Consider the following 18581-nt stretch of genomic DNA (forward strand, 5'->3'; position numbering starts at 1 on the left):
GCGTCGTCGCACCCTCGCTGCCGTGGCCGGCGCCAGCGCCCTGGCCAGCTTCGCGCCCCTTGCCGGCGCGGCTGCCACCGTTCGCATCGGCCAGAGCCTGCCGCTGACCGGGCCCTTGGGCGCGGTGGTGAAGCCCATTGCAGAAGGGCAGAAGGCCCTTCTGGACGAGTTGAACGCGGAAGGCGGCATGCGCGGCGCGCGCATCGAGCTTCTCACGCTCGATGACGGCGCGCAGCCCGACCGCACGGCGGAAAACACACGCCGCCTGATCGAAGACGAGAAGGTTACCGCGCTGTTCGGCTACGCCTTCGTGCCTGGCCTGGTGCGTGCGCTGCCCCTCATCAACGAGAAGGGCATGCCCTTGCTCGGCGTCTACAACGGCGCGGACATCGTGCGCACCCCAGCCAACCCGACCCTGTTCACCACGACGGCCAGCCTGGGTGACGAAGTGGCGGCGATGGTGCGCAATCTCGCGACGCTGAACACCCGCAAGCTCGCGCTGGCCTACCAGAACAACGAGCTGGGCCGCTACATGCGCCCGCTGGTGGAGGCTGCCGTGAAGCAGCATCAGGGCACGCTGGTGGCGGCCGTGGCGCTCGAGCCGAACGGATCGAATGGAGCCCAGGCCGCGCAAGAGATCTCGGCAAAGGCGCCCGAGGCCATCCTGCTGCTGGCCGCAGGTGCGGCGGTGCTGGGCTTCATGAAATCCCTGCCATCCGCGCGGGCGTCAGTCTATGCGCTGTCGCTGGCCGGCACCACCGCGCTGATCGAGCAGATCGGGCCGGCCGCGCGCGGTATGGCATTCACCCAGATCGTGCCGTTCCCGCTGCGCCAGACGTCGCCGCTGACCCGCCGTTTCGCCGCTTCCATGAGCAAGGCCGGGCTCACGCCCAGTTACGACCGCATGTGGGGTTACCTGAATGCCTCCGTGCTGGTAGAAACGCTGCGCCGCGCCGGCCCCAATCCGACCCCGGCAGCCGTCTATTCGACGCTGGAAAAGATGAGCGACGTCGACCTCGGCGGCTACCGGCTCGCTTACGGCCCGAACCGGCATCACGGTTCCAACTTCGTGGAAATCACGGTGGTGGACCAGAACGGGAAGTTCCTGCGATGAAAACGGTCAATGAACCAACTGTGCTGATCGTTCCAGGTCTGCGCGACCACGTCGAACAGCACTGGCAGACCCTGCTGGAAAAGGAGCTGCCGCGCGTGCGGAGCGTGCCCCCCATGGGCCGCGCCGACCTGGACTGCGCCACGCGCGTGGAAGCCATCGAGCGCGCGGCGCAGGCGATTGCCGGCCCGATTGTGGTCGTCGCCCACAGCGGTGGCGTGATCATGCTGGCGCACTGGGCCCAACGCACGCAGGTCAAGGTGCAAGGCGCGCTGCTGGCGGCGCCGCCCGACTTCGAGGAAGCCATGCCCGATGGGTATCCCACCCTCGAGGAACTGCGCGCCGGCGGCTGGCTGCCGGTGCCGCGGGCACGCCTGCCCTTCCCCAGCATCTTTGCGGCCAGCCGCAACGACCCGCTGGCGCGCTACGAACGCCTGGAGGTCCTGGCCAAGGACTGGGGCAGCGAGCTGGTGGACCTCGGTGAGGTCGGCCACCTCAATCCCGCCTCGGGATTCGGCCCCTGGCCCCGCGCCCACGAATTCATCGGCCGCCTGTCCGCGGCCACCCGCTAAGTTCTAACAGAGTACAGGAGACAAAAGATGGCGAACGCCATACGCTTTTACGAAATCGGCGGTCCGGAAGTGCTGAAGTACGAGCAGACCGAGGTCGGCGAGCCCGGCCCCGGCCAGGCCCGCGTACGCCACACCTTCGTGGCGGTCAATTTCATCGACATCTATTTCCGCACCGGCCGCTATCCGCTGGCGCTGCCCAACGGGCTCGGTTCGGACGCCGTGGGCGTCGTCGAAGCGGTGGGCGCGGGCGTCACCGACATCAAGCCGGGCGATCGCGTCGGCTACCTGCTGGGTCCGCAGGGCTCGTACTCGGACGTGCGCGTGATGCCGGCCGAGGTGCTGATCCCGATCCCGGAGGGCGTCTCCGACAGCACCGCCTCGACCCTGATGATGAAGGGCATGACGGCGCAATACCTGTTCCGCCAGGTGTACCCGCTCAAGGGTGGCGAGACCATCCTGTACCACGCCGCCGCCGGCGGCGTCGGCCTGATCGCCTGCCAGTGGGCCAAGGCCCTGGGCGTGCGCATGATCGGCACCGTCTCCACCGATGCGAAGGCGGAGGTCGCCAAGGCCAACGGCTGCGCCGAGGTGATCGTCACCTCGCGCGAGGACATTGCCAAGCGCGTGCGCGAACTCACCGATGGCAAGGGCGTGCCGGTGGTCTATGACTCGGTCGGCAAGGACACGCTGATGGCCTCGCTCGACAGCCTGCAGCCGCGCGGCCATCTGGTCAGCAACGGCACCAGCTCCGGTCCCGTCGTGATCGACACCACCCTGCTGGCCGTGAAGGGCTCGATCTGGGTGACGCGTCCCGCCATGATCCACTACGCCACGCCGCGTCCGCACATGCTGGGCATGGCCCGCGAGCTGTTCGACCTGGTCGCCGCCGGCAAGATCAAGAGCGAGCCGAGCCGTACCTACCCGCTGCGCGATGCCGCCGAAGCGCACCGCGCCCTCGAATCCCGCCAGACCACTGGCGCTACGGTGCTCGTGCCATGAGCGCGCCCGGCATCGCAATCGACCAGGCCCGGCCGGTCTCGGATGAAAGCTACCTGTTCAGCCGCGGGGCGGCCTGGTTCGCCTACTTCATGACCCTCGGCCTGATGATCATGGACTATGTCGACCGGCAGGTGATCGTGTCGCTGTTCCCCTTCATGAAGGCGGAATGGGGGCTGTCCGACACCCAGCTGGGCGCGCTGGTGTCCATCGTCTCGGTCACCGTGGCCGTGGGCGCGCTGCCCGTGGCGCTGTTCGCAGACCGCTTCAGCCGCGTCAAGAGCATCGTCACCATGGGCCTGGTGTGGAGCCTGGCCAGCATCTCCTGCATGTTCACGCGCAACTACACGCAGCTGCTCGTGGCGCGCGCCGCGGTGGGCATGGGCGAGGCGGGCTACGGCTCGGTGGGCGCCGCCCTGATCGCCAGCCACTTCCCGCAACGCATGCGCGGTGGTCTGCTGGCGGGCTTCTTCGCCTGCGCTTCGGTCGGCTCCGTGCTCGGCGTGATGCTGGGCGGCGTGATCGCGGCGCGCTGGGGCTGGCATGCCGCTTTCGGCCTCGTCGGCATCCCGGGCCTGCTGATGGCGCTGGTGTACATGAAGGTGAAGGACTATCACACGGTCGCGCTGACGCCGGCGCTGGAAGAAGCTACGCACAGCGTGGGCGGCGTGCTGCGGCGCGTGTGGGACAAGCTCTGGAGCCCGCCCACCATGCTGTTCGTCTGTATCGGCGGCGCGGCCCAGCTGATCGTGGTGTCCGCGATCTGGTCCTGGATGCCCAGCTTCCTGAACCGCGTGCACGGCGTCCCGGCCGACCAGGCCGGCGTCCGCGCGGCACTGATCGTGCTGGCCGGCGCGATCGGCAGCGTGGCCTGGGGTGCCCTGGTCGACCGTGCCGGCAACAAGCAGCCGCGCAACAAGCTCTACGCGCTCGCCGCCCTGTGCATCCTGTCGCTGCTCGTGCTGGGTTTCGCCTTCGCCGCGCCCGGGTTGGGCTTCGAACTCACCCCGGCGCAGCAGTTCGGCCTGATCGCGGCCGGCGGCTTCGTGATGACCTGCACGGTCGGACCGGTTGCTGCCGTCGTGATCGACGTGATCCACCCTGGCGTGCGCGCCACCGGCTCCGCCGTGCTGGCCCTGTTCCAGAACCTGTTCGGACTGGCCGCCGGCCCGTTCATCGCCGGCCTGGTGTCCGATGCCTACAGCCTGCCCGTGGCGCTGGCGGTGATGCCGCTGTTCTCCATCGTGGCCGCCGCCGCCTTCCTGCGCGCCGCCGGCACCTATGAGGCGGACGCCGCGCGCGCCGCCGCAACCGAATAACGAAACATCCAAGGAGTACACCATGCTTGGTTCCATGATGCAGCAGCAGCTGCTGATCTCTTCCCTGCTCGTCCACGCGGAACGTCACCACGGTGACCAGGAAGTGGTCTCGCGCCGCGTCGAAGGCGACATCCACCGCTACACCTACCGCGACCTGGCGGCCCGCTCGCGCCGCATGGCCAATGCCGTCGCGTCCCTGGGCGTGAAGTTCGGCGACCGCGTCGCCACCCTGGCCTGGAACGGCTACCGCCACATGGAGCTGTACTACGCGGTGTCCGGCTCGGGCGCCGTGCTGCACACGCTCAACCCGCGCCTGCACCCCGACCAGGTGGTGTGGATCGCCGACCACGCGGAAGACCAGGTCCTGTTCTTCGACCTGAGCTTCCTGCCTGTGATCGAGGCCGTTGCCGGCCGCGTGAAGACGATCAAGGCCTTCGTGGCCATGACCGACCGCAGCCGCATGCCCGCGACCACGAGCATCCCGAACCTGCTGTGCTACGAAGACCTGCTCGAAGCGCAGAGCGACAAGTTCGAGTGGCCGACCTTCGACGAAAACTCCGCCAGCTCGCTGTGCTACACCTCGGGCACCACCGGCAATCCCAAGGGCGCCCTCTACAGCCACCGCTCGACGGTGCTGCATACCTTCGCGGTTTCGCTGCCCGATTCGCTCAACGTCTCGGCGCGCGAGGTGGTCCTGCCCGTGGTGCCGATGTTCCACGTCAATGCCTGGGGCCTGCCCTATGCGGCCTGCATGGTCGGCGCCAAGCTCGTGTTCCCGGGCCCGTTCCTGGACGGCAAGAGCCTGCACGAGCTGTTCGAGTCCGAAGGCGTCACCGTCTCGGCCGGCGTGCCCACGGTCTGGCAAGGCCTGCTGGCGCACGTGGAAGCCAACAACCTCAAGTTCAGCACCATGCGCCGCACCATCATCGGCGGTTCTGCCTGCCCGCCGGCCATGATGCGTGCCTTCCAGGAGCGCTACGACGTCCAGGTGCTTCATGCCTGGGGCATGACCGAGCTGAGCCCGCTCGGCACGGCCTGCGTTCTCAAGAAGAAGCAGCTGGACCTGCCGGCCGAAGAGCGCCTGGCGATCCAGTCCAAGCAGGGCCGCGCGGTGTTCGGCGTGGACATGAAGATCGTGGGCGAAGACGGCGCCGAGTTGCCGCGTGACGGCAAGGCTTCGGGCGAGCTGCTGGTTCGCGGCCCCTGGATCATCAAGGAGTACTTCAAGAGCGAAGGCGGCAATCCCTTGGTGGACGGCTGGTTCCCCACCGGCGACGTGTCGACCATCGACGCCGACGGCTTCATGCAGATCACCGACCGCAGCAAGGACGTGATCAAGTCCGGTGGCGAGTGGATCGGCTCGATCGACCTGGAAAACATCGCGATGGCGCATCCCGGCGTGGCCATGGCTGCCTGCATCGCCGCCCGCCATCCCAAGTGGGACGAGCGGCCGCTGCTGGTGGTGGTCAAGAAGCCCAACGCCGAGCTCACGCGCGAAGAGCTGCTGCAGTTCTACGATGGCAAGATCGCCAAGTGGTGGACGCCCGATGACGTGGTGTTCGTCGATGCGATCCCGCTGGGTGCGACTGGCAAGATGCAGAAGAACAAGCTGCGCGACCAGTTCCAGGACTACCGCCTGCCGACGGCGTGACCATGGATACGCCAGCCCGGGTTTCGCTCGGCTCCGCGCGCGTGCGCACGCTGGCGCCCGGGGTGCTGGCCTGCGGCGTCGTGGGCGCCGCCGCCACCTTCCTGTCGGAGCACTATGGCGCGCCGGTGATGCTGTTCGCCCTGCTGCTGGGCATGGCGATGAACTTCCTGTCGGCCGAAGGCCCTTGCCGTCCCGGCATCGAGTTCAGCGCCAAGCAGCTGCTGCGCATTGGCATCGCCCTGCTCGGGCTGCGCATCACGATCGCCCAGGTGGCCGCGCTCGGCTGGGCCCCGGTCGCCACCGTCGTGCTGTCGGTGGTGATCACCATCGGGGTCTCGATGCTGGCCGCGCGCCTGATGGGTTTCAAGACCTCCTTCGGCGTGCTCACCGGCGGCGCCACCGCGATCTGCGGCGCCTCCGCCGCGCTCGCACTGTCGGCGGCCCTCCCTAATCACCCGCTGAAAGACCGCGCCACGCTGTTCACAGTGATCGGCGTTTCCGCCCTGTCCACAATCTGCATGGTTTTGTACCCCATGCTGGCGCAGGCGCTGGGCTATGCACCGCTCGATGCCGGCATGTTCCTCGGCGCCACGATCCATGACGTGGCCCAAGTGGTGGGGGCAGGCTACAGCATTTCGACCGAAGCGGGCGACGCCGCCACGCTGGTCAAGCTGATGCGGGTGGCGATGCTGCTGCCGGTGATCGTGTTCGCCGCGCTGTACACGCGCCGCACTGGCCAGGCTGAAGCCGGCGGCGAGCGCCCGCCGCTGCTGCCCTGGTTTGCCGTGGCCTTCGCCATCCTGGTGGCGATCAACAGCACCGGTTGGGTGCCCAAGGCGGTCCAGAGTGCCGGCAATGACATCTCGCGCTGGTTCCTGGTGGCATCGATTGCCGGCATCGGCATGAAGACGCAGCTGAAGGAGCTGGTGACGGTCGGTTTCAAGCCGATCGCGCTGATGCTGGGCGAAACCATATTCCTCGCGCTGCTGGCGCTGGCGCTGCTGCGCTGGCTCCACTGAAGCTCCGTACCGATAACTATTTTTTTGGAGAACTCCACGATGAATTCAAATCTCGTCTCGCGCCGCAGCCTCGTCTCGGCCGCCGCCCTGCTGTCCGTCGCGCCGGGCCTGGCACTGGCGCAATCCTGGCCCTCGAAGCCGGTGCGCCTGGTCGTCGCCGGCCCCGCAGGCGCCAGCGCCGACCTGGTGGCTCGACTGATTTCGGAGCCGCTGTCGCGCGAACTGGGCCAGCCGGTCATCGTGGACAACAAGCCTGGCGCGGCCGGCGCCATCGCCATCGGCGACCTGCTCCAGTCGCCGCGCGACGGCCACACGCTGCTGGTCGGAGTGAACTCGCTGGTCAGCGAGATCCCGCACATCGTCAAGCTGCGCTGGGACATGTTCAAGGAGATCCGGCCGGTGGCCGAACTCGCGCGCAGCGGGCTCGTGTTCGTGGCCAACCCCTCGGTGCCGGCGAACAACCTGAAGGAATTCATCGCCTACGCCAAGGCCAACCCCGGCAAGCTCAACTATGCGTCGTACAGCCCTGGCACGCTGTCGCACGTGCTCGGCCTGCTGCTGAACCAGGCGGCCGGCATCCAGCTCATGCACGTGGGCTACAAGGGTTCCTCGCCGGCCCTGACCGACGTCATGGGCAACCACGTGCCGCTGATGTTCGACGGCGTGGCGACCTCCTTGCCGCTGATCAAGGCCGGCAAGATCAAGGCCTTTGCGGTGAGCTCGCCCAAGCGCATCCCGCAGCTGCCCGACGTGCCGACCTTCCACGAACTGGGCTACCCGCAGTTGGATGCGCTGGCCTGGATGGGACTGTGGACCACGCCGGACGTGCCGGCGCCGGTGCAGGCGCGCGTGCGCGAAGCGACGCTGAAGGTGCTGTCGGACAAGGCGCTGGCGGCCAAGATGCTGGACACCGGCTTCGACATCGGCCTGCCGCGCAGCGTCGACGACTTGAACAAGGGCCTGAAGGCCGACTACGACCGCGTGGGCGGCGTGCTGCAGTCCATCAACTTCAAGCCGGAGTAATCCGCGGCGCCGCAGAATCTCCCTCCCCCTCCGGGGGAGGGTTGGGGTGGGGGCATTCGGCGCTGGCGCGCCCCCATCCCAGCCTTCCCCCAGAGGGGGAAGGAGGAAGAGGTCAGACCTGCGCCGACGCCCGCTCCTGCGTCCAAACGTCCAGCCGCTTCTTCGCGCCGTTGGTCGCCGGGTCCATGGCCTTGTCATGCCCCGACCGCGGCGTGCACAGCTCCAGCACATAGCCGTTGGGGTCGCGGAAGTAGATCGAGTCGATGAAGCCGTGGTCGGAGACGCCGCGGGTCTCGATGCCCATCGCCTTGCCCTTCGCGAACATCGCCTCCAGCACCGGGCGCTCGACTTCCAGCGCGATGTGCAGGTCGAAGTCGTGTTGCGGCTTGAACTCGAAGGGCATGTCCGGCGCTTCGAAGAAGGCGATGAACGATCCGTCGTCCAGCCGGTAGAAGGTGTGCAGGGTGTTGGTGGGCCGCCCGCTCTTGGTTTCCTTGATCTCCAGCACCTCGGCCAGCGGCAGGCCGAGGAAGTCCTCGTAGAAGCGCCGCGTGGCCTCGGAGGAGCGGCAACGGTAGGCCGCGTGATGCAGCTTGCGGATCATGGCGAACTCCCTAGACGGCCACCATCGGCTGGCCCTTGAGCGAGGCGCCGTAACCGTTGATCGCCTCGAAGGTCTTGTCCCAATTGCGCAGCGACTTCATGCGCTTGAGCCAGGCATCCACGTTCGGGTAGGCGGAGTATTCGGTGCCCGTCAGTTCTCCCACATGCACGAAGGGTGCGGCGAAGTAGTCCGCCAGCGTGATGTTGTCACCGCAGATGTAGGCTTGGCCCGGCTTGAAGATGTGGGAGTCCATCACCTTCAGCCAGCCCTTGGCGCGCTCACGTCCCCACTCGAGCTGCGCCTGCTGCGCCTCGTCGCTGCGGCGCTTGTGGAACGAGAAGATCTGCGGGTACACGAAGCCATAGCAATAGTCGCGATTGAGCTGCGTGTTCACCCAATCCATCGCCTCGTTGACGCGGGCGCGCAGCTTCAGGTCCTTGGGGTACGCCGGTGAGTTCGTTTTCTCGGCCAGGTACTTGACGATGGCCGAGCTCTCGGTGAGCCGGAACCCATCGTCCTCCAGCACGGGCACCAGGTGGTTGGGATTGATGGCCTCGTACGGTGGCTGGTAGTGCTCGCCGGTGAAGAGGTCCACGACCTGCAAATCCAGCGGAATGTTCGACTCGGCCGCGAACAGGACGATGGGCCGGGAGGTGGTGGAGCCGGGATGGTAGTAGAGCTTCATCGTGCACTCGCTTCTGTCGGGGTCAGGGTTGGAATGTCGTGGCGCCGATGCTACTGCCGCTGCGTCCGGAAAGCGAGCGGCTGGCCGGTGGGCGGTGCTTGGGACCCCGCCGCCACGGCACACAGCGGTCATTTCATTTGCTGTGCTTGATTTTGGGTTTAGTTTAATTTAAATTAAATTCAAATAACGGAACTGACCTCCCACCATGGCGACCCGCCCCTACGACAACCGCAGCCGCCGCCAACGCCAGGACGAGCTGAAGGCGCGCATCACCGTCGCCACGGTCGAGTTGCATGCGGCGCAGGGTGTGTTCGCCACCTCGTACGCGCAGATCGCGCAACGCGCCGGCGTTTCGCTGCCCACGGTCTACAAGCACTTCCCCACCCTCGATGAACTGCTGCAGGCCTGCACTGGCCATGTGGGCGACCAGGCACCGGTCTTCCCGCAGGAGCGCGTGCTGGAGGCGCCCGACCTGCCCTCCGCGGCGGCGGTGCTGGTCGACGCCTGCGACGCCCTGAACACGCACTTCGAACCCTGGTTCGCCTGGCGCGAGAACAAGCACCTGCCCCTGCTGCAGCAACAGGGCGAGGACCGGCGCGCCCGCATGCTGGCCCTGTGCATCCTGCTGCTGAAGCGCCACGGCGCCCGCGGCAGCCACGACCAGATCGCCGCCGTCTGGGACTCCTTGCTCCATTTCGATTTCTGGCATCGCCTGATGCACGACCACCAGCTGTCGCGCGCGGCGACCCGGGCTTGTCAACTGAACCTGATGCTGGCTGCCCTCGGACCGCAGCCGGGCATTGATTCGTCCCCGCGTCCGAGATCCAGGAAAGCCACCCCATGAATGCACCGCAAGCGCAAGGCTCCATCCACCGTGTCGCCCCCGACATCTGGCGTGTGAGCGTACCCATCCCGCCCGAGGAGTTCCCGGGCGGGTTCTCCTACAACCAGTACCTCGTGGTGGATGACCGCCCGCTGCTGTTCCACACCGGCCCGCGCAAGCTCTTTCCGCAGGTGAGCGAGCAGATCGCGAAGGTGATGCCGCTGGAGCGGCTGCACTACCTGGCGTTCTCGCACATCGAAGCGGACGAGTGCGGCGCCCTGCGCGACTTCCTCGCCCTCGCGCCGAACGCGCAGCCGGTGTGCGACCGGACCGCCGCCATGATTTCCGTCACCGATTTCGTCGACGTGGAGCCCATCGCCATGAACGACGGCGACGTGCTCGATCTGGGCCACCACGAGCTGGTGTGGCAATCGACGCCGCACCTGCCCCACGGGTGGGAGTGCGGCTACTTCTTCGACCGCACGACCGGCACCCTGTTCTGCGGCGACCTGTTCACACAGCCCGGCACGGGTGGCGAGCCGGTCACCAGCGCCGACATCCTGGGTCCGAGCGAGGAGTTCCGCCAGGTCGCCGACTACTTCTCCCACAGCATCAACGCGCCGGCGATGATCGAGAAGCTGGCGGCCCTGAAGCCGAAGCTGCTGGCCTGCATGCACGGCAGCGCCTGGCGGGGCGACGGCGCCGCGATGCTGCGTCGCCTGGGCGCGGCGCTGGCCTGACGCGGCGTCGCGCGGCCGAAACGCCCTTCAACCTGATCTTCGAGGTGCGGAAGTGATGATCGCGAACTGCGGCACACTCGGCGCATGGACAAGTCCACCCCCCTCGCCTCGTCCTGGCTGGTCCGCAGCGCGCCCGTGGCGGCGGCCCAGGCCGCCGGTCGGCCGGTGGTGGCGCTGGAGTCGACAATCATCGCCCATGGCATGCCCTACCCGGAGAACGTGCACACGGCGCGCGAGGTCGAGGGACTGATCCGCGGCATGGGCGCGGAGCCGGCCACGATCGCGGTCATCGGCGGTCGCATCCGCATTGGCCTGTCCGATGATGAGCTGGAGCTGCTGGGCCGATCCGGCAAGGCGCACAAGGTCAGCCGCCGCGACCTGCCCTTCGCGCTGGCGAGCGGCGAGCTCGGGGCCACGACCGTGGCCGGCACCATGATCTGCGCCGCGCTGGCCGGCATCGAGGTCTTCGTCACCGGCGGCATCGGCGGCGTGCACCGCGGCGCGCCGGAGAGCTTCGACATCTCCGCCGACCTGCAAGAGCTGGCCAGGACATCGGTCGCCGTGGTCTGCGCCGGCGCCAAGTCGATCCTGGACATCGGCCTCACGCTGGAGTACCTGGAAACGCAGGGCGTGCCGGTGCTCAGCTGCGGCCAGGACAACTTCGCCGCGTTCTATACCCGCGACAGCGGCTTCCGGGCGGACTTCCGGCTGGACGATGCCGCGGAGCAGGCACGCTTCATCCGCGCCAAGTGGGACCTGGGACTGGCCGGCGGCGTCGTCCTGAGCACGCCGGTGCCGGAACCGGCGGCCCTGCCTCGCGCCGAGATCGATGCCTGGACCGACCAGGCGCTGGCCGAAGCCAGGGACCAGGGCGTCAGCGGCAAGGCCGTGACCCCCTTTGTGCTGGCGCGCATCAAGGCGCTGTCCGGCGGACGCAGCCTGGCGACCAACATCGCCCTGGTGAAACACAACGCCGAAGTCGGCGCCAGGCTGGCGTTGGCGCTGGCTGCACCCGCCGCCGGCGCATAGTTCCAGCACGGGCTTAAAGCCAAGGCTATAGTTCAGGCGAACGCCGTCGGCGGCGGGAACCGCCGATTGACCGTCGCCATCCGCCATTCCTTCGGGAGGAGCCTTGTCCACTGCTGCCGCCATCGTTGTTGCCCTGGTCGCCCTGCTCCATGTGTACTTCCTGGTGCTCGAAATGTTCCTGTGGGACAAGCCGGCCGGGTTGAAGGCCTTCGGCCAAACGCTGGAAGCGGCCCGGGCCTCCAAGGTCCTGGCCGCCAACCAGGGGCTGTACAACGGATTTCTCGCGGCCGGCCTGTTCTGGGGACTGAGCCTCGGTGGCGCCGGCAAAGCGGTCCTGGTGTTCTTCCTGGCCTGCGTGCTGGTGGCGGGACTGTTCGGCGCCCTCACCGCGAGCCGCAAGATCCTTTTCGTGCAGGCGCTTCCCGCGGCGCTCGCCCTGGTGCTGGTGTTTCTGTCGGGTTCGCTATGAGCTTTTCGCAATTGCTTCGCTGGCAGTGGGAAGGCTATCCGCGCTACCACCGTTCGCGCTTCAACCTGCTGCTGCACATCTTCGTCGTGCCGCTGTTTTTGGCGGGCAATGTGGCGCTGGTCGCCGGCCTGTTCCTCGCGGCGTGGCCGTCGGTGGCGGCCGGCGCCTTGGCCATGGGCGCCTCGGTGGCACTGCAAGGCCGCGGACACCGGCAGGAGCGCATGCCGTCCGAGCCGTTCACGAGCCCGCTCAATGCCGTGGGGCGCATCTTCGTCGAGCAGTGGGTGAACTTCCCGCGCTTCGTTCTCAGCGGCGGCTGGCTGCAGGCCTGGCGCGAGGCCGGCGCCGCTTGATCGCCCGTCTCCCAGACCGCGCCAATCCAGGAGTTCCAGCATGAGCCCCGAGACGCCGGTCACGCTGAGGGAGATCACCGCCGCAACGGTTAGGCAGGTGCTCAATCTCAGCGTGGCGGAGAGCCAGAAGGGCTTCGTCGCTTCGAACGCGGTGTCCCTGGCCCAGGCACTGTTTGCACCCGAGGCCTGGTATCGCGCCATCTATGCGGGCGAGGAGATGGTCGGCTTCGTCATGCTGGACGACCAGTCCCTGTTGAACCCGCCACCGGCCCATCCCGAGATCGGCGTCTGGCGCTTCATGGTGGACGCCAGGCACCAGGGACGCGGGTTCGGCCGCGCGGCCATGCAGCAAGTCATCCACCACGTCCGGAGCAAGGGCCTCTTCACGAAGCTCGAACTCTCCTACGTGCCCGGTCCGGGCTGCCCGGAGCCCTTCTACCTGTCTCTCGGCTTCGTCCACACCGGGCACGTCGACGACGGTGAGGTCGTGCTCGAGTTCCTCCTGGACGCAGCGCCGGCCTGACAATGAGAGGTGGCGTCGATGAAAAAGCTGCTGCTCCTCCTGTCGCACCTCGCCGCGCTGGGCCTGGGCTTCGCGCTGGGCGTCTACCTGCTGCCGGTGCTGGTGGCGCCCAAGCCGCCGGTCGCCGGCGAGCTCAGCGCGCTGAGCGCGCAGGCGCAGTACACCGGTGAGTTCCGGCGCGACCTGAAGGACAGCGACTTCCTGCATTGGGGCGAGGGCAAGGTCGCGGTGGGTCCGCAAAGCATCGTCCTGACCGGCAAGCTGGCCCCCGGGCCCGACTACAAGCTGTACCTGTCGCCGGAGTTCCTGGAGACCGAGTCCGACTTCATGCGGCTCAAGCCGCGCATGGTGCGGGTCGGCGACGTGCGGACCTTCGACAACTTCGTGGTCCCGGTGCCGCAGGGCGTGGACGTGTCGCGCTACAACACGGTGATCGTGTGGTGCGAGTCCTTCAGCCAGTTCATCAGCGCCGCACGCTATCGCTAGCGCTCAGCTGCTCCAGGTTCGCCCGGATGTTTTGCGCGGCGGGCGAATCGGGCGGCAGCAGCGACTGCAGGTGCTCCCAGTGCCGCCGCGCCAGGGCGTGATTGCCCTGCCGGTAGGCGGCCATGCCGGCCAGTGCCAGGGCCTTGGGGTGATCGGCGTCGATCTTCAGGGCCGCATCGATGGCCGCCTGCGCCGGACCGCCCAGGTCGCCGTCGCGCGCCGAACCCAACGCATCGGCATAGTCGGCCAGCAGCTGCGGCCGGACCGGCGCCAGGGCGATGGCTTTCTGGTAGGCGGCCACCGCATCGTCGAAGCGTCCCAGCACCTCGTAGGAGCGGGCCAGCATGCTCCACCCCTCTACGTCACCGGGTTGCTCGCGCAGGCGCCGGGCCAGCCGGTTGACCATGGCGTCCACTTCGGCGTCGCCGATGGACTGCGACGCGTCGGCGGCCACCAGCTGCGCCGCGGCGGCCCGGGGGTCGCCGATGCCAAAGTAAAGCAAGAGCGCGGCGGTCGGCAGCAGCACGCTCAAGGCGCAGGCAACGCCCCATCCCATCCACGGCGCCGCAGGCCGGCGATGCGGCTGCGCGTCGCGACCCGTTTCCCCCTGCAGCCGGCGCTGCAATTCGAGTGTGGCGCGGGCATGATCCTCAGGGCGCAGCGATCCGGCCTGCAGGTCGCGGTCGAGCTCGGCAAGCTGCTCGCCGTAGAGGCGCCCCAGCGCGAGGCCGCCTTCGTTCGCTGCTGGCGGCGCCTTCAGCAAAGGCGGAACCAGCAGCGCCATGGCCACCATGAGCAGCGCCACGGCCGACAGCCACATCATCGTCATCGGCCGTTCCCCTCGAGCCATGCCGCCGCCCGCCGGCGCTCCTCGGGCGTGAGGGGCGCGTCGGCTTCCGCGTCGCGCCGCGCCCTCACGACGCGCCACAAGGCAAGGAGCCCGATGGCCAGCAGCAGGAAGGGGCCCAGCCACAGCAGCCAGGTGGCGGGCCGGAACGGCGGCTCGTAACGCACGAAGGCCCCGTAGCGCCGCTCGAAGAACGCGATCACCTCGGTGTCGCTGCGCCCCTGCCCGAGCTGCTCGCGGATCTGGCGCCGCATGTCCGCCGCCAGCGGGGCGTTGGACTCGGCCAAGGACTGGTTCTGGCAGACCAGGCAACGCAGCTGCGCCGACAGCCTCGCTTCGCGCTCGGCGATACCGGAGGCATCGCCCTGTGCGGCATGCAGGCTGGCGCACAGCAGTGCCATGCCCAGCCAGGCGGCGACGTGCCATCTCATCGCAGGCTCCTCACCACCGGCATCAGGCGTGCGTTCCAGACTTCGGGCGTGACCGGCCCGGTATGGCGAAAGCGGATGCGACCCGCACGATCGATGACGAAGGTCTCCGGCACGCCGTAGACACCCCAGTCGATGCCTACGCGCCCTTCCACATCCACCGCCGAGGCGATGTAGGGATTGCCGACCTGCTGCAGCAAGGCCTGCGCAGCATCGCCGCGGTCCTTGTAGTTGAGCCCGTACAGCGGCACCGCATCCCGCGACGCCAGCTCGGACAACACCGGCAATTCGCTGCGGCAAGGCCCGCACCAGGAGGCCCAGACGTTCAGCATCCAGACCTTGCCCTGCATGGACTCGACGCTCAGGCGCCGTCCCGGGTCGCCGAGCAGCGGAAGCTCGATCGCAGGCGCCGGCTGGTCGATCAGCGGGGACGACAGCTCGCCGGGACCCCCATGGCGAAGCCCGACGGCCAGCAGCGCGGCCAGCCCGAGGAAGATCACGAAGGGCCAGGCAAAGCGTGTCATGCCGACCCCTGCGCCAGGGGCTGCCCGGTCCCGGCCATCCGGTCCGCCCGCCCCAGCCGGTAGCGCCGGTCGGTAGCCGCCAGCACCCCGCCCAAGGCCATCAGCAGGCAGCCCGCCCAGATCCAGGCCATGAACGGCTTGACCTGGATGCGCATGCTCCACGCCCCCTGGCCCGCGTCTTCGCCCAGGGCCACGAACAGATCGCGCGTGGGGCGCATGTCGATCGCGGCCTGGCTCAAGGGCATCTGCTGCCGGCGGTACAGGCGCTTCTCCGGATGCAGGATCGCGACCGGTTGGCCGCCCTGCGTCACGCGCACCGTGGCACGCTGGGCGTCGTAGTTGGGACCGTTGGCGGGCACCAGGCCCTCGAAGGCAAACTCGTAACCCGCCACCACCGCGCGGCTGCCGGGCCGCAGGGTCAGCTCCTGCCGGACCTCGCCGCCATTGGCCAAGGCCACGCCGAAGATGAACACCCCGACCCCGGCGTGCGCCCCCAGCATGCCCCACCAGCCGCGAGGCTGGCGCCGCGCGCGCTCGATCCAGCCCTTGCCGGGCCCGAGGCGATCCCAGGCGTGCAAGATCGTGCTGCCGGCCACCCACACGGCCAGCAGCACGCCGAATCGCGTCATCGGTGTGCCGGCGCGCCCCTCAGGCACCGCCAAGGGCAGCACCAGCGCCGCGACGCAGCCGGCCAGCAGCGCCCAGCGCAGGCGCAGCGCCAGCTCCGGCACGGCGGCCCGCTTCCACCGCGCCACCGGCCCCACCCCCATCAGGAAGACGGCCGGCACGACCAGCGGCACGAACACCGCTTCGAAGTACGGCGGCCCGATCGAGATGCGCTCGCCCGCCAGCAGTTCCAGCGCCAGCGGATACAGCGTGCCCATCAAGACCGACATCGCGGCCACCGCGAGCACCACGTTGTTGGTCAGCAGCAGCGACTCGCGCGACAGCAGCCCGAAGCTGCCACCCATGCCGATGCGCGGCGCGCGCCACGCAAACAGCAGCAGCGAACCCCCGACGACCGCCACGATGAATGCCAGGATGTACAGGCCGCGCCCGGGGTCGACCGCGAACGAATGCACCGAGGTCAGCACCCCCGAACGCACGAGGAAGGTGCCGAGCAGGCTCAGGGCGAAGGTGCAGATCGCCAGCAGCACCGTCCAGCTGCGAAAGGCGCCGCGCCGGTCGGTGACGACCAGCGAGTGGATCAGGGCCGTGCCCAGCAGCCAGGGCATGAACGACGCGTTCTCCACCGGATCCCAGAACCACCATCCGCCCCAGCCGAGCACGTAGTAGGCCCAGGCGCTCCCCAGCAGGATGCCCAGCGTGAGGCAGGTCCAGGCGGCCACGGTCCAGGGCCGCGACCAGCGCGCCCAAGTGGCGTTGAGCTCGCCGGACAGCAGCGCCGCGGTGGCGAAGGCGAAGGCGACGGAAAAGCCCACGTAGCCCATGTAGAGCACCGGCGGGTGCAACACCATGCCCGGGTCCTGCAGCAAGGGGTTGAGGTCGCGTCCTTCCACCGCCGGCGGCATCAGGCGCTCGAAGGGGTTCGACAGGAACAGGATGAAGAGCAGGAAACCCACCGCCAGCCAGGCCATCACGCCCAGGACGCGGGCGACGAAGGCCAGAGGCAAGCGCCGGCTGAAGACGGCCACGGCCAGGGTCCATCCGTTCAGCAGCAGCAGCCACAGCAACATCGATCCTTCGTGACCGCCCCAGATGGCGGCCAGCCGGTAAGCCGCCGGCAGGTCCACGTGGGAATGCGCTGCCACATAGCGCACGGAGTAGTCGTGGCTGGCAAAGGACCAGGCCAGGCAGCCGAAGGCCAGGCCGGTGAAGAGGAACTGCCCAAGAGCGGCCGGCCGCGCCAGGCCCATCCAGCGGGCGATGCCCCAGCGGGCGCCTGCCATGGGCAGCACGCCCTGCACCACGGCCACCAGCAGCGCGAGCACCAGGCCGAACACGCCGATCTCGGGAATCATGGCGCGGCCTTCCCTGTTTGCCTGGCGGCCTCGAGCGCGGCCTTGGCATCGGGCGGCATGTAGTTTTCGTCGTGCTTGGCCAGCACCTCGGTGGCCTGGAAGGAGCCGTCGGCCGCGAGCCGGCCAGCCACGACCACGCCCTTGCCCTCGCGAAACAGGTCGGGCAGCAGCCCGCGATAGCTGACCGGGATGCCATGCACCTGGTCGGTCACGACGAAGCGCACCGAAAGTCCGTCGGGCCCGCGCCGCACCGAGCCGGTCTCGACCAGACCGCCGATCCGGAAGGCCTGCGAACGCGGCGCCGCCTGGGCCGCCACCTGGCTGGGGCTGAAGAAGAACACGAGGTTGGAGCGCAGGGCGTTGAGCACCAGCGCCGCGGCCAGTCCCAGCGACGCAACGCCGAAGACGATGAACGCGAGCCGCCGGTGCCTGGGCCTCATGGGCGGGCCCCGCGCTTGCGATCATCGGCCTGCTGGCGCGCGCGCCGCACCAGGGCCAGCACTTCGGCGACCAGCAACGCGAGCGCCACGCCATAGGCGAGTCCGATGAACAGACCGTGACTACCGCTCATTTGAAAACCTCCGCCCTTCGGGCTGCGGTGCCATGAGCCTTCGGAGCGGCCGTGCTGCTCATGCCCGGCCCTCCATCCGCTCCCGCTCCGCGATCAGGCAGCGCACGCGCGCCAGCGCCACCGCCACGGAATAGGCCCAGCATGCGACAGTCATGAGCAGCAACCCGGCCAGCATGGGCAGCGCGATCGTCGGTTCGGCCGTCAAGCGGATGCTCGCGCCCTGGTGCAGCGTGTTCCACCACTGCACGGAGAAGTAGATCACCGGGATATTGATCGCGCCTGCCAGCAGCAGGATGGCCCCGCCGCGGTCGGCGCGCCGGGGGTCGTCGGTCGCGTTCACCAGACCGAGGTAACCCAGGTACAGGAACAGCAGGATCAATTCAGAGGTCAACCGCGCGTCCCAGACCCACCAGGTGCCCCAGGTGGGCTTGCCCCAGACCGCACCGGTCCACAGCGCAATGACGGTGAACAGCGCGCCCGTCGGCGCCACCGCCCGGGCCATCAAGGGGGACAGGCGCGAGTTGAACACCAGCCCGAGCGCGGCATGCAGCGCCGCCACCAGGTAGAGGAACATCGACATCCACGCCGCGGGCACGTGGATGAACAGGATGCGATAGACCTCGCCCTGCTGGTGGTCGGTGGGCGCGATGCCGAATGCGAACACCAGGCCGGCGGACGCGAACACAGCCGCCAAGCCGGCGAACCAGGGCACCAGCTGTCCGGCCACGCCGTGGAACACCGGCGGCGACGCCAGCTGCCGCCAGCGGCGCGCGCCCCTGCCCCCTCGGGGGTTGGTGGCGGAATGGCTGGAGCGCAACGTTTCCAT

The 18581-nt window shown here is 68.6% G+C and carries 23 protein-coding genes; 14 read left to right on the plus strand and 9 right to left on the minus strand.

Going from position 1 to position 18581, the window contains the following annotated elements; genetic code table 11:
• Positions 1 to 22: 22 nt before the first annotated feature.
• From UC35_RS22060 to UC35_RS22090, 7 genes are read left to right on the plus strand one after another with little or no spacing between them, the layout of a single operon-like run.
• Entirely contained in the window at positions 23 to 1114 is a 1092-nt protein-coding gene (locus UC35_RS22060) for an ABC transporter substrate-binding protein (RefSeq protein ID WP_061503448.1), read from the plus strand.
• Entirely contained in the window at positions 1111 to 1683 is a 573-nt protein-coding gene (locus UC35_RS22065; protein WP_061503449.1) for an RBBP9/YdeN family alpha/beta hydrolase, read from the plus strand. The genes UC35_RS22060 and UC35_RS22065 overlap by 4 nt, the downstream gene beginning before the upstream one ends.
• Before the next feature lie 27 nt (positions 1684 to 1710).
• Entirely contained in the window at positions 1711 to 2682 is a 972-nt protein-coding gene (locus UC35_RS22070; protein ID WP_061503450.1) for a quinone oxidoreductase family protein, read from the plus strand.
• Positions 2679 to 3998 carry an MFS transporter gene (locus UC35_RS22075; RefSeq protein WP_061503451.1) on the plus strand — a complete coding sequence of 440 codons (1320 nt, stop codon included), beginning with the start codon at positions 2679 to 2681 and terminating at the stop codon, positions 3996 to 3998. Before UC35_RS22070 ends, UC35_RS22075 begins: the two co-directional genes overlap by 4 nt.
• Before the next feature lie 22 nt (positions 3999 to 4020).
• The gene (locus UC35_RS22080) at positions 4021 to 5649 is read left to right on the plus strand and encodes a 3-(methylthio)propionyl-CoA ligase (RefSeq protein ID WP_061504008.1); all 1629 of its coding nucleotides are present in this window, start codon (positions 4021 to 4023) and stop codon (positions 5647 to 5649) included.
• Positions 5650 to 5651: 2 nt separating this feature from the next.
• Positions 5652 to 6668 carry a YeiH family protein gene (locus UC35_RS22085; RefSeq protein WP_061503452.1) on the plus strand — a complete coding sequence of 339 codons (1017 nt, stop codon included), beginning with the start codon at positions 5652 to 5654 and terminating at the stop codon, positions 6666 to 6668.
• Between the two features lie 39 nt (positions 6669 to 6707).
• Positions 6708 to 7691, plus strand: coding sequence for a Bug family tripartite tricarboxylate transporter substrate binding protein (locus tag UC35_RS22090; protein ID WP_061503453.1), 984 nt, complete (start codon positions 6708 to 6710; stop codon positions 7689 to 7691).
• Between the two features lie 112 nt (positions 7692 to 7803).
• Here the strand turns inward: UC35_RS22090 and UC35_RS22095 are convergent, their stop codons facing one another.
• Both UC35_RS22095 and UC35_RS22100 read right to left on the minus strand, forming a co-directional pair.
• A complete protein-coding gene (locus UC35_RS22095) occupies positions 7804 to 8295 on the minus strand; it encodes a VOC family protein (RefSeq protein WP_061503454.1) in 492 nt (163 codons plus the stop codon).
• 10 nt (positions 8296 to 8305) lie between these two features.
• The gene (locus tag UC35_RS22100) at positions 8306 to 8980 is read right to left on the minus strand and encodes a glutathione S-transferase family protein (RefSeq protein ID WP_061503455.1); all 675 of its coding nucleotides are present in this window, start codon (positions 8978 to 8980) and stop codon (positions 8306 to 8308) included.
• A 205-nt stretch (positions 8981 to 9185) separates the two neighbouring features.
• Between UC35_RS22100 and UC35_RS22105 the strand changes: the two genes are divergently transcribed.
• From UC35_RS22105 to UC35_RS22135, 7 genes are all read left to right on the plus strand, one after another.
• Positions 9186 to 9824: a TetR/AcrR family transcriptional regulator gene (locus UC35_RS22105; protein ID WP_061503456.1), complete on the plus strand. Its 639-nt coding sequence runs from the start codon at positions 9186 to 9188 to the stop codon at positions 9822 to 9824.
• A complete protein-coding gene (locus UC35_RS22110) occupies positions 9821 to 10543 on the plus strand; it encodes an FprA family A-type flavoprotein (protein WP_061503457.1) in 723 nt (240 codons plus the stop codon). Before UC35_RS22105 ends, UC35_RS22110 begins: the two co-directional genes overlap by 4 nt.
• 84 nt (positions 10544 to 10627) lie before the next feature.
• Positions 10628 to 11572 (plus strand): pseudouridine-5'-phosphate glycosidase, encoded by a 945-nt coding sequence (locus tag UC35_RS22115; protein WP_061503458.1) that lies wholly within the window; start codon positions 10628 to 10630, stop codon positions 11570 to 11572.
• Between the two features lie 103 nt (positions 11573 to 11675).
• Entirely contained in the window at positions 11676 to 12041 is a 366-nt protein-coding gene (locus tag UC35_RS22120) for a DUF1304 domain-containing protein (RefSeq protein ID WP_061503459.1), read from the plus strand.
• A complete protein-coding gene (locus tag UC35_RS22125; protein ID WP_061503460.1) occupies positions 12038 to 12394 on the plus strand; it encodes a hypothetical protein in 357 nt (118 codons plus the stop codon). Before UC35_RS22120 ends, UC35_RS22125 begins: the two co-directional genes overlap by 4 nt.
• A gap of 40 nt (positions 12395 to 12434) precedes the next feature.
• The gene (locus UC35_RS22130; protein ID WP_061503461.1) at positions 12435 to 12917 is read left to right on the plus strand and encodes a GNAT family N-acetyltransferase; all 483 of its coding nucleotides are present in this window, start codon (positions 12435 to 12437) and stop codon (positions 12915 to 12917) included.
• Between the two features lie 18 nt (positions 12918 to 12935).
• Positions 12936 to 13403 carry a DM13 domain-containing protein gene (locus UC35_RS22135; protein WP_061503462.1) on the plus strand — a complete coding sequence of 156 codons (468 nt, stop codon included), beginning with the start codon at positions 12936 to 12938 and terminating at the stop codon, positions 13401 to 13403.
• On the opposite strand, the gene ccmI is transcribed toward UC35_RS22135, so the two are convergent.
• Genes ccmI through ccmC form a run of 7 tightly spaced genes read right to left on the minus strand, consistent with a single transcriptional unit; the run spans position 13381 to position 18581 of the window.
• On the minus strand, positions 13381 to 14232 hold the full coding sequence (gene ccmI, locus UC35_RS22140; protein WP_158513952.1) for a c-type cytochrome biogenesis protein CcmI: 852 nt from the start codon (positions 14230 to 14232) through the stop codon (positions 13381 to 13383). The two genes, UC35_RS22135 and ccmI, sit on opposite strands and share 23 nt — an antisense overlap.
• Positions 14229 to 14651: a cytochrome c-type biogenesis protein CcmH gene (locus UC35_RS22145; RefSeq protein WP_415752714.1), complete on the minus strand. Its 423-nt coding sequence runs from the start codon at positions 14649 to 14651 to the stop codon at positions 14229 to 14231. The genes ccmI and UC35_RS22145 overlap by 4 nt, the downstream gene beginning before the upstream one ends.
• A 26-nt stretch (positions 14652 to 14677) precedes the next feature.
• Positions 14678 to 15202 (minus strand): DsbE family thiol:disulfide interchange protein, encoded by a 525-nt coding sequence (locus UC35_RS22150; protein ID WP_061503465.1) that lies wholly within the window; start codon positions 15200 to 15202, stop codon positions 14678 to 14680.
• Positions 15199 to 17184 carry a heme lyase CcmF/NrfE family subunit gene (locus tag UC35_RS22155; RefSeq protein WP_061503466.1) on the minus strand — a complete coding sequence of 662 codons (1986 nt, stop codon included), beginning with the start codon at positions 17182 to 17184 and terminating at the stop codon, positions 15199 to 15201. The genes UC35_RS22150 and UC35_RS22155 overlap by 4 nt, the downstream gene beginning before the upstream one ends.
• Entirely contained in the window at positions 17181 to 17624 is a 444-nt protein-coding gene (gene ccmE / locus UC35_RS22160) for a cytochrome c maturation protein CcmE (protein WP_061503467.1), read from the minus strand. The genes UC35_RS22155 and ccmE overlap by 4 nt, the downstream gene beginning before the upstream one ends.
• Positions 17621 to 17755, minus strand: coding sequence for a heme exporter protein CcmD (gene ccmD / locus UC35_RS23360; RefSeq protein ID WP_082793442.1), 135 nt, complete (start codon positions 17753 to 17755; stop codon positions 17621 to 17623). The genes ccmE and ccmD overlap by 4 nt, the downstream gene beginning before the upstream one ends.
• Before the next feature lie 58 nt (positions 17756 to 17813).
• Positions 17814 to 18581, minus strand: coding sequence for a heme ABC transporter permease CcmC (gene ccmC, locus UC35_RS22165; RefSeq protein ID WP_145979574.1), 768 nt, complete (start codon positions 18579 to 18581; stop codon positions 17814 to 17816).

This window comes from Ramlibacter tataouinensis (genome assembly GCF_001580455.1).
Taxonomy (GTDB): domain Bacteria; phylum Pseudomonadota; class Gammaproteobacteria; order Burkholderiales; family Burkholderiaceae_C; genus Ramlibacter; species Ramlibacter tataouinensis_B.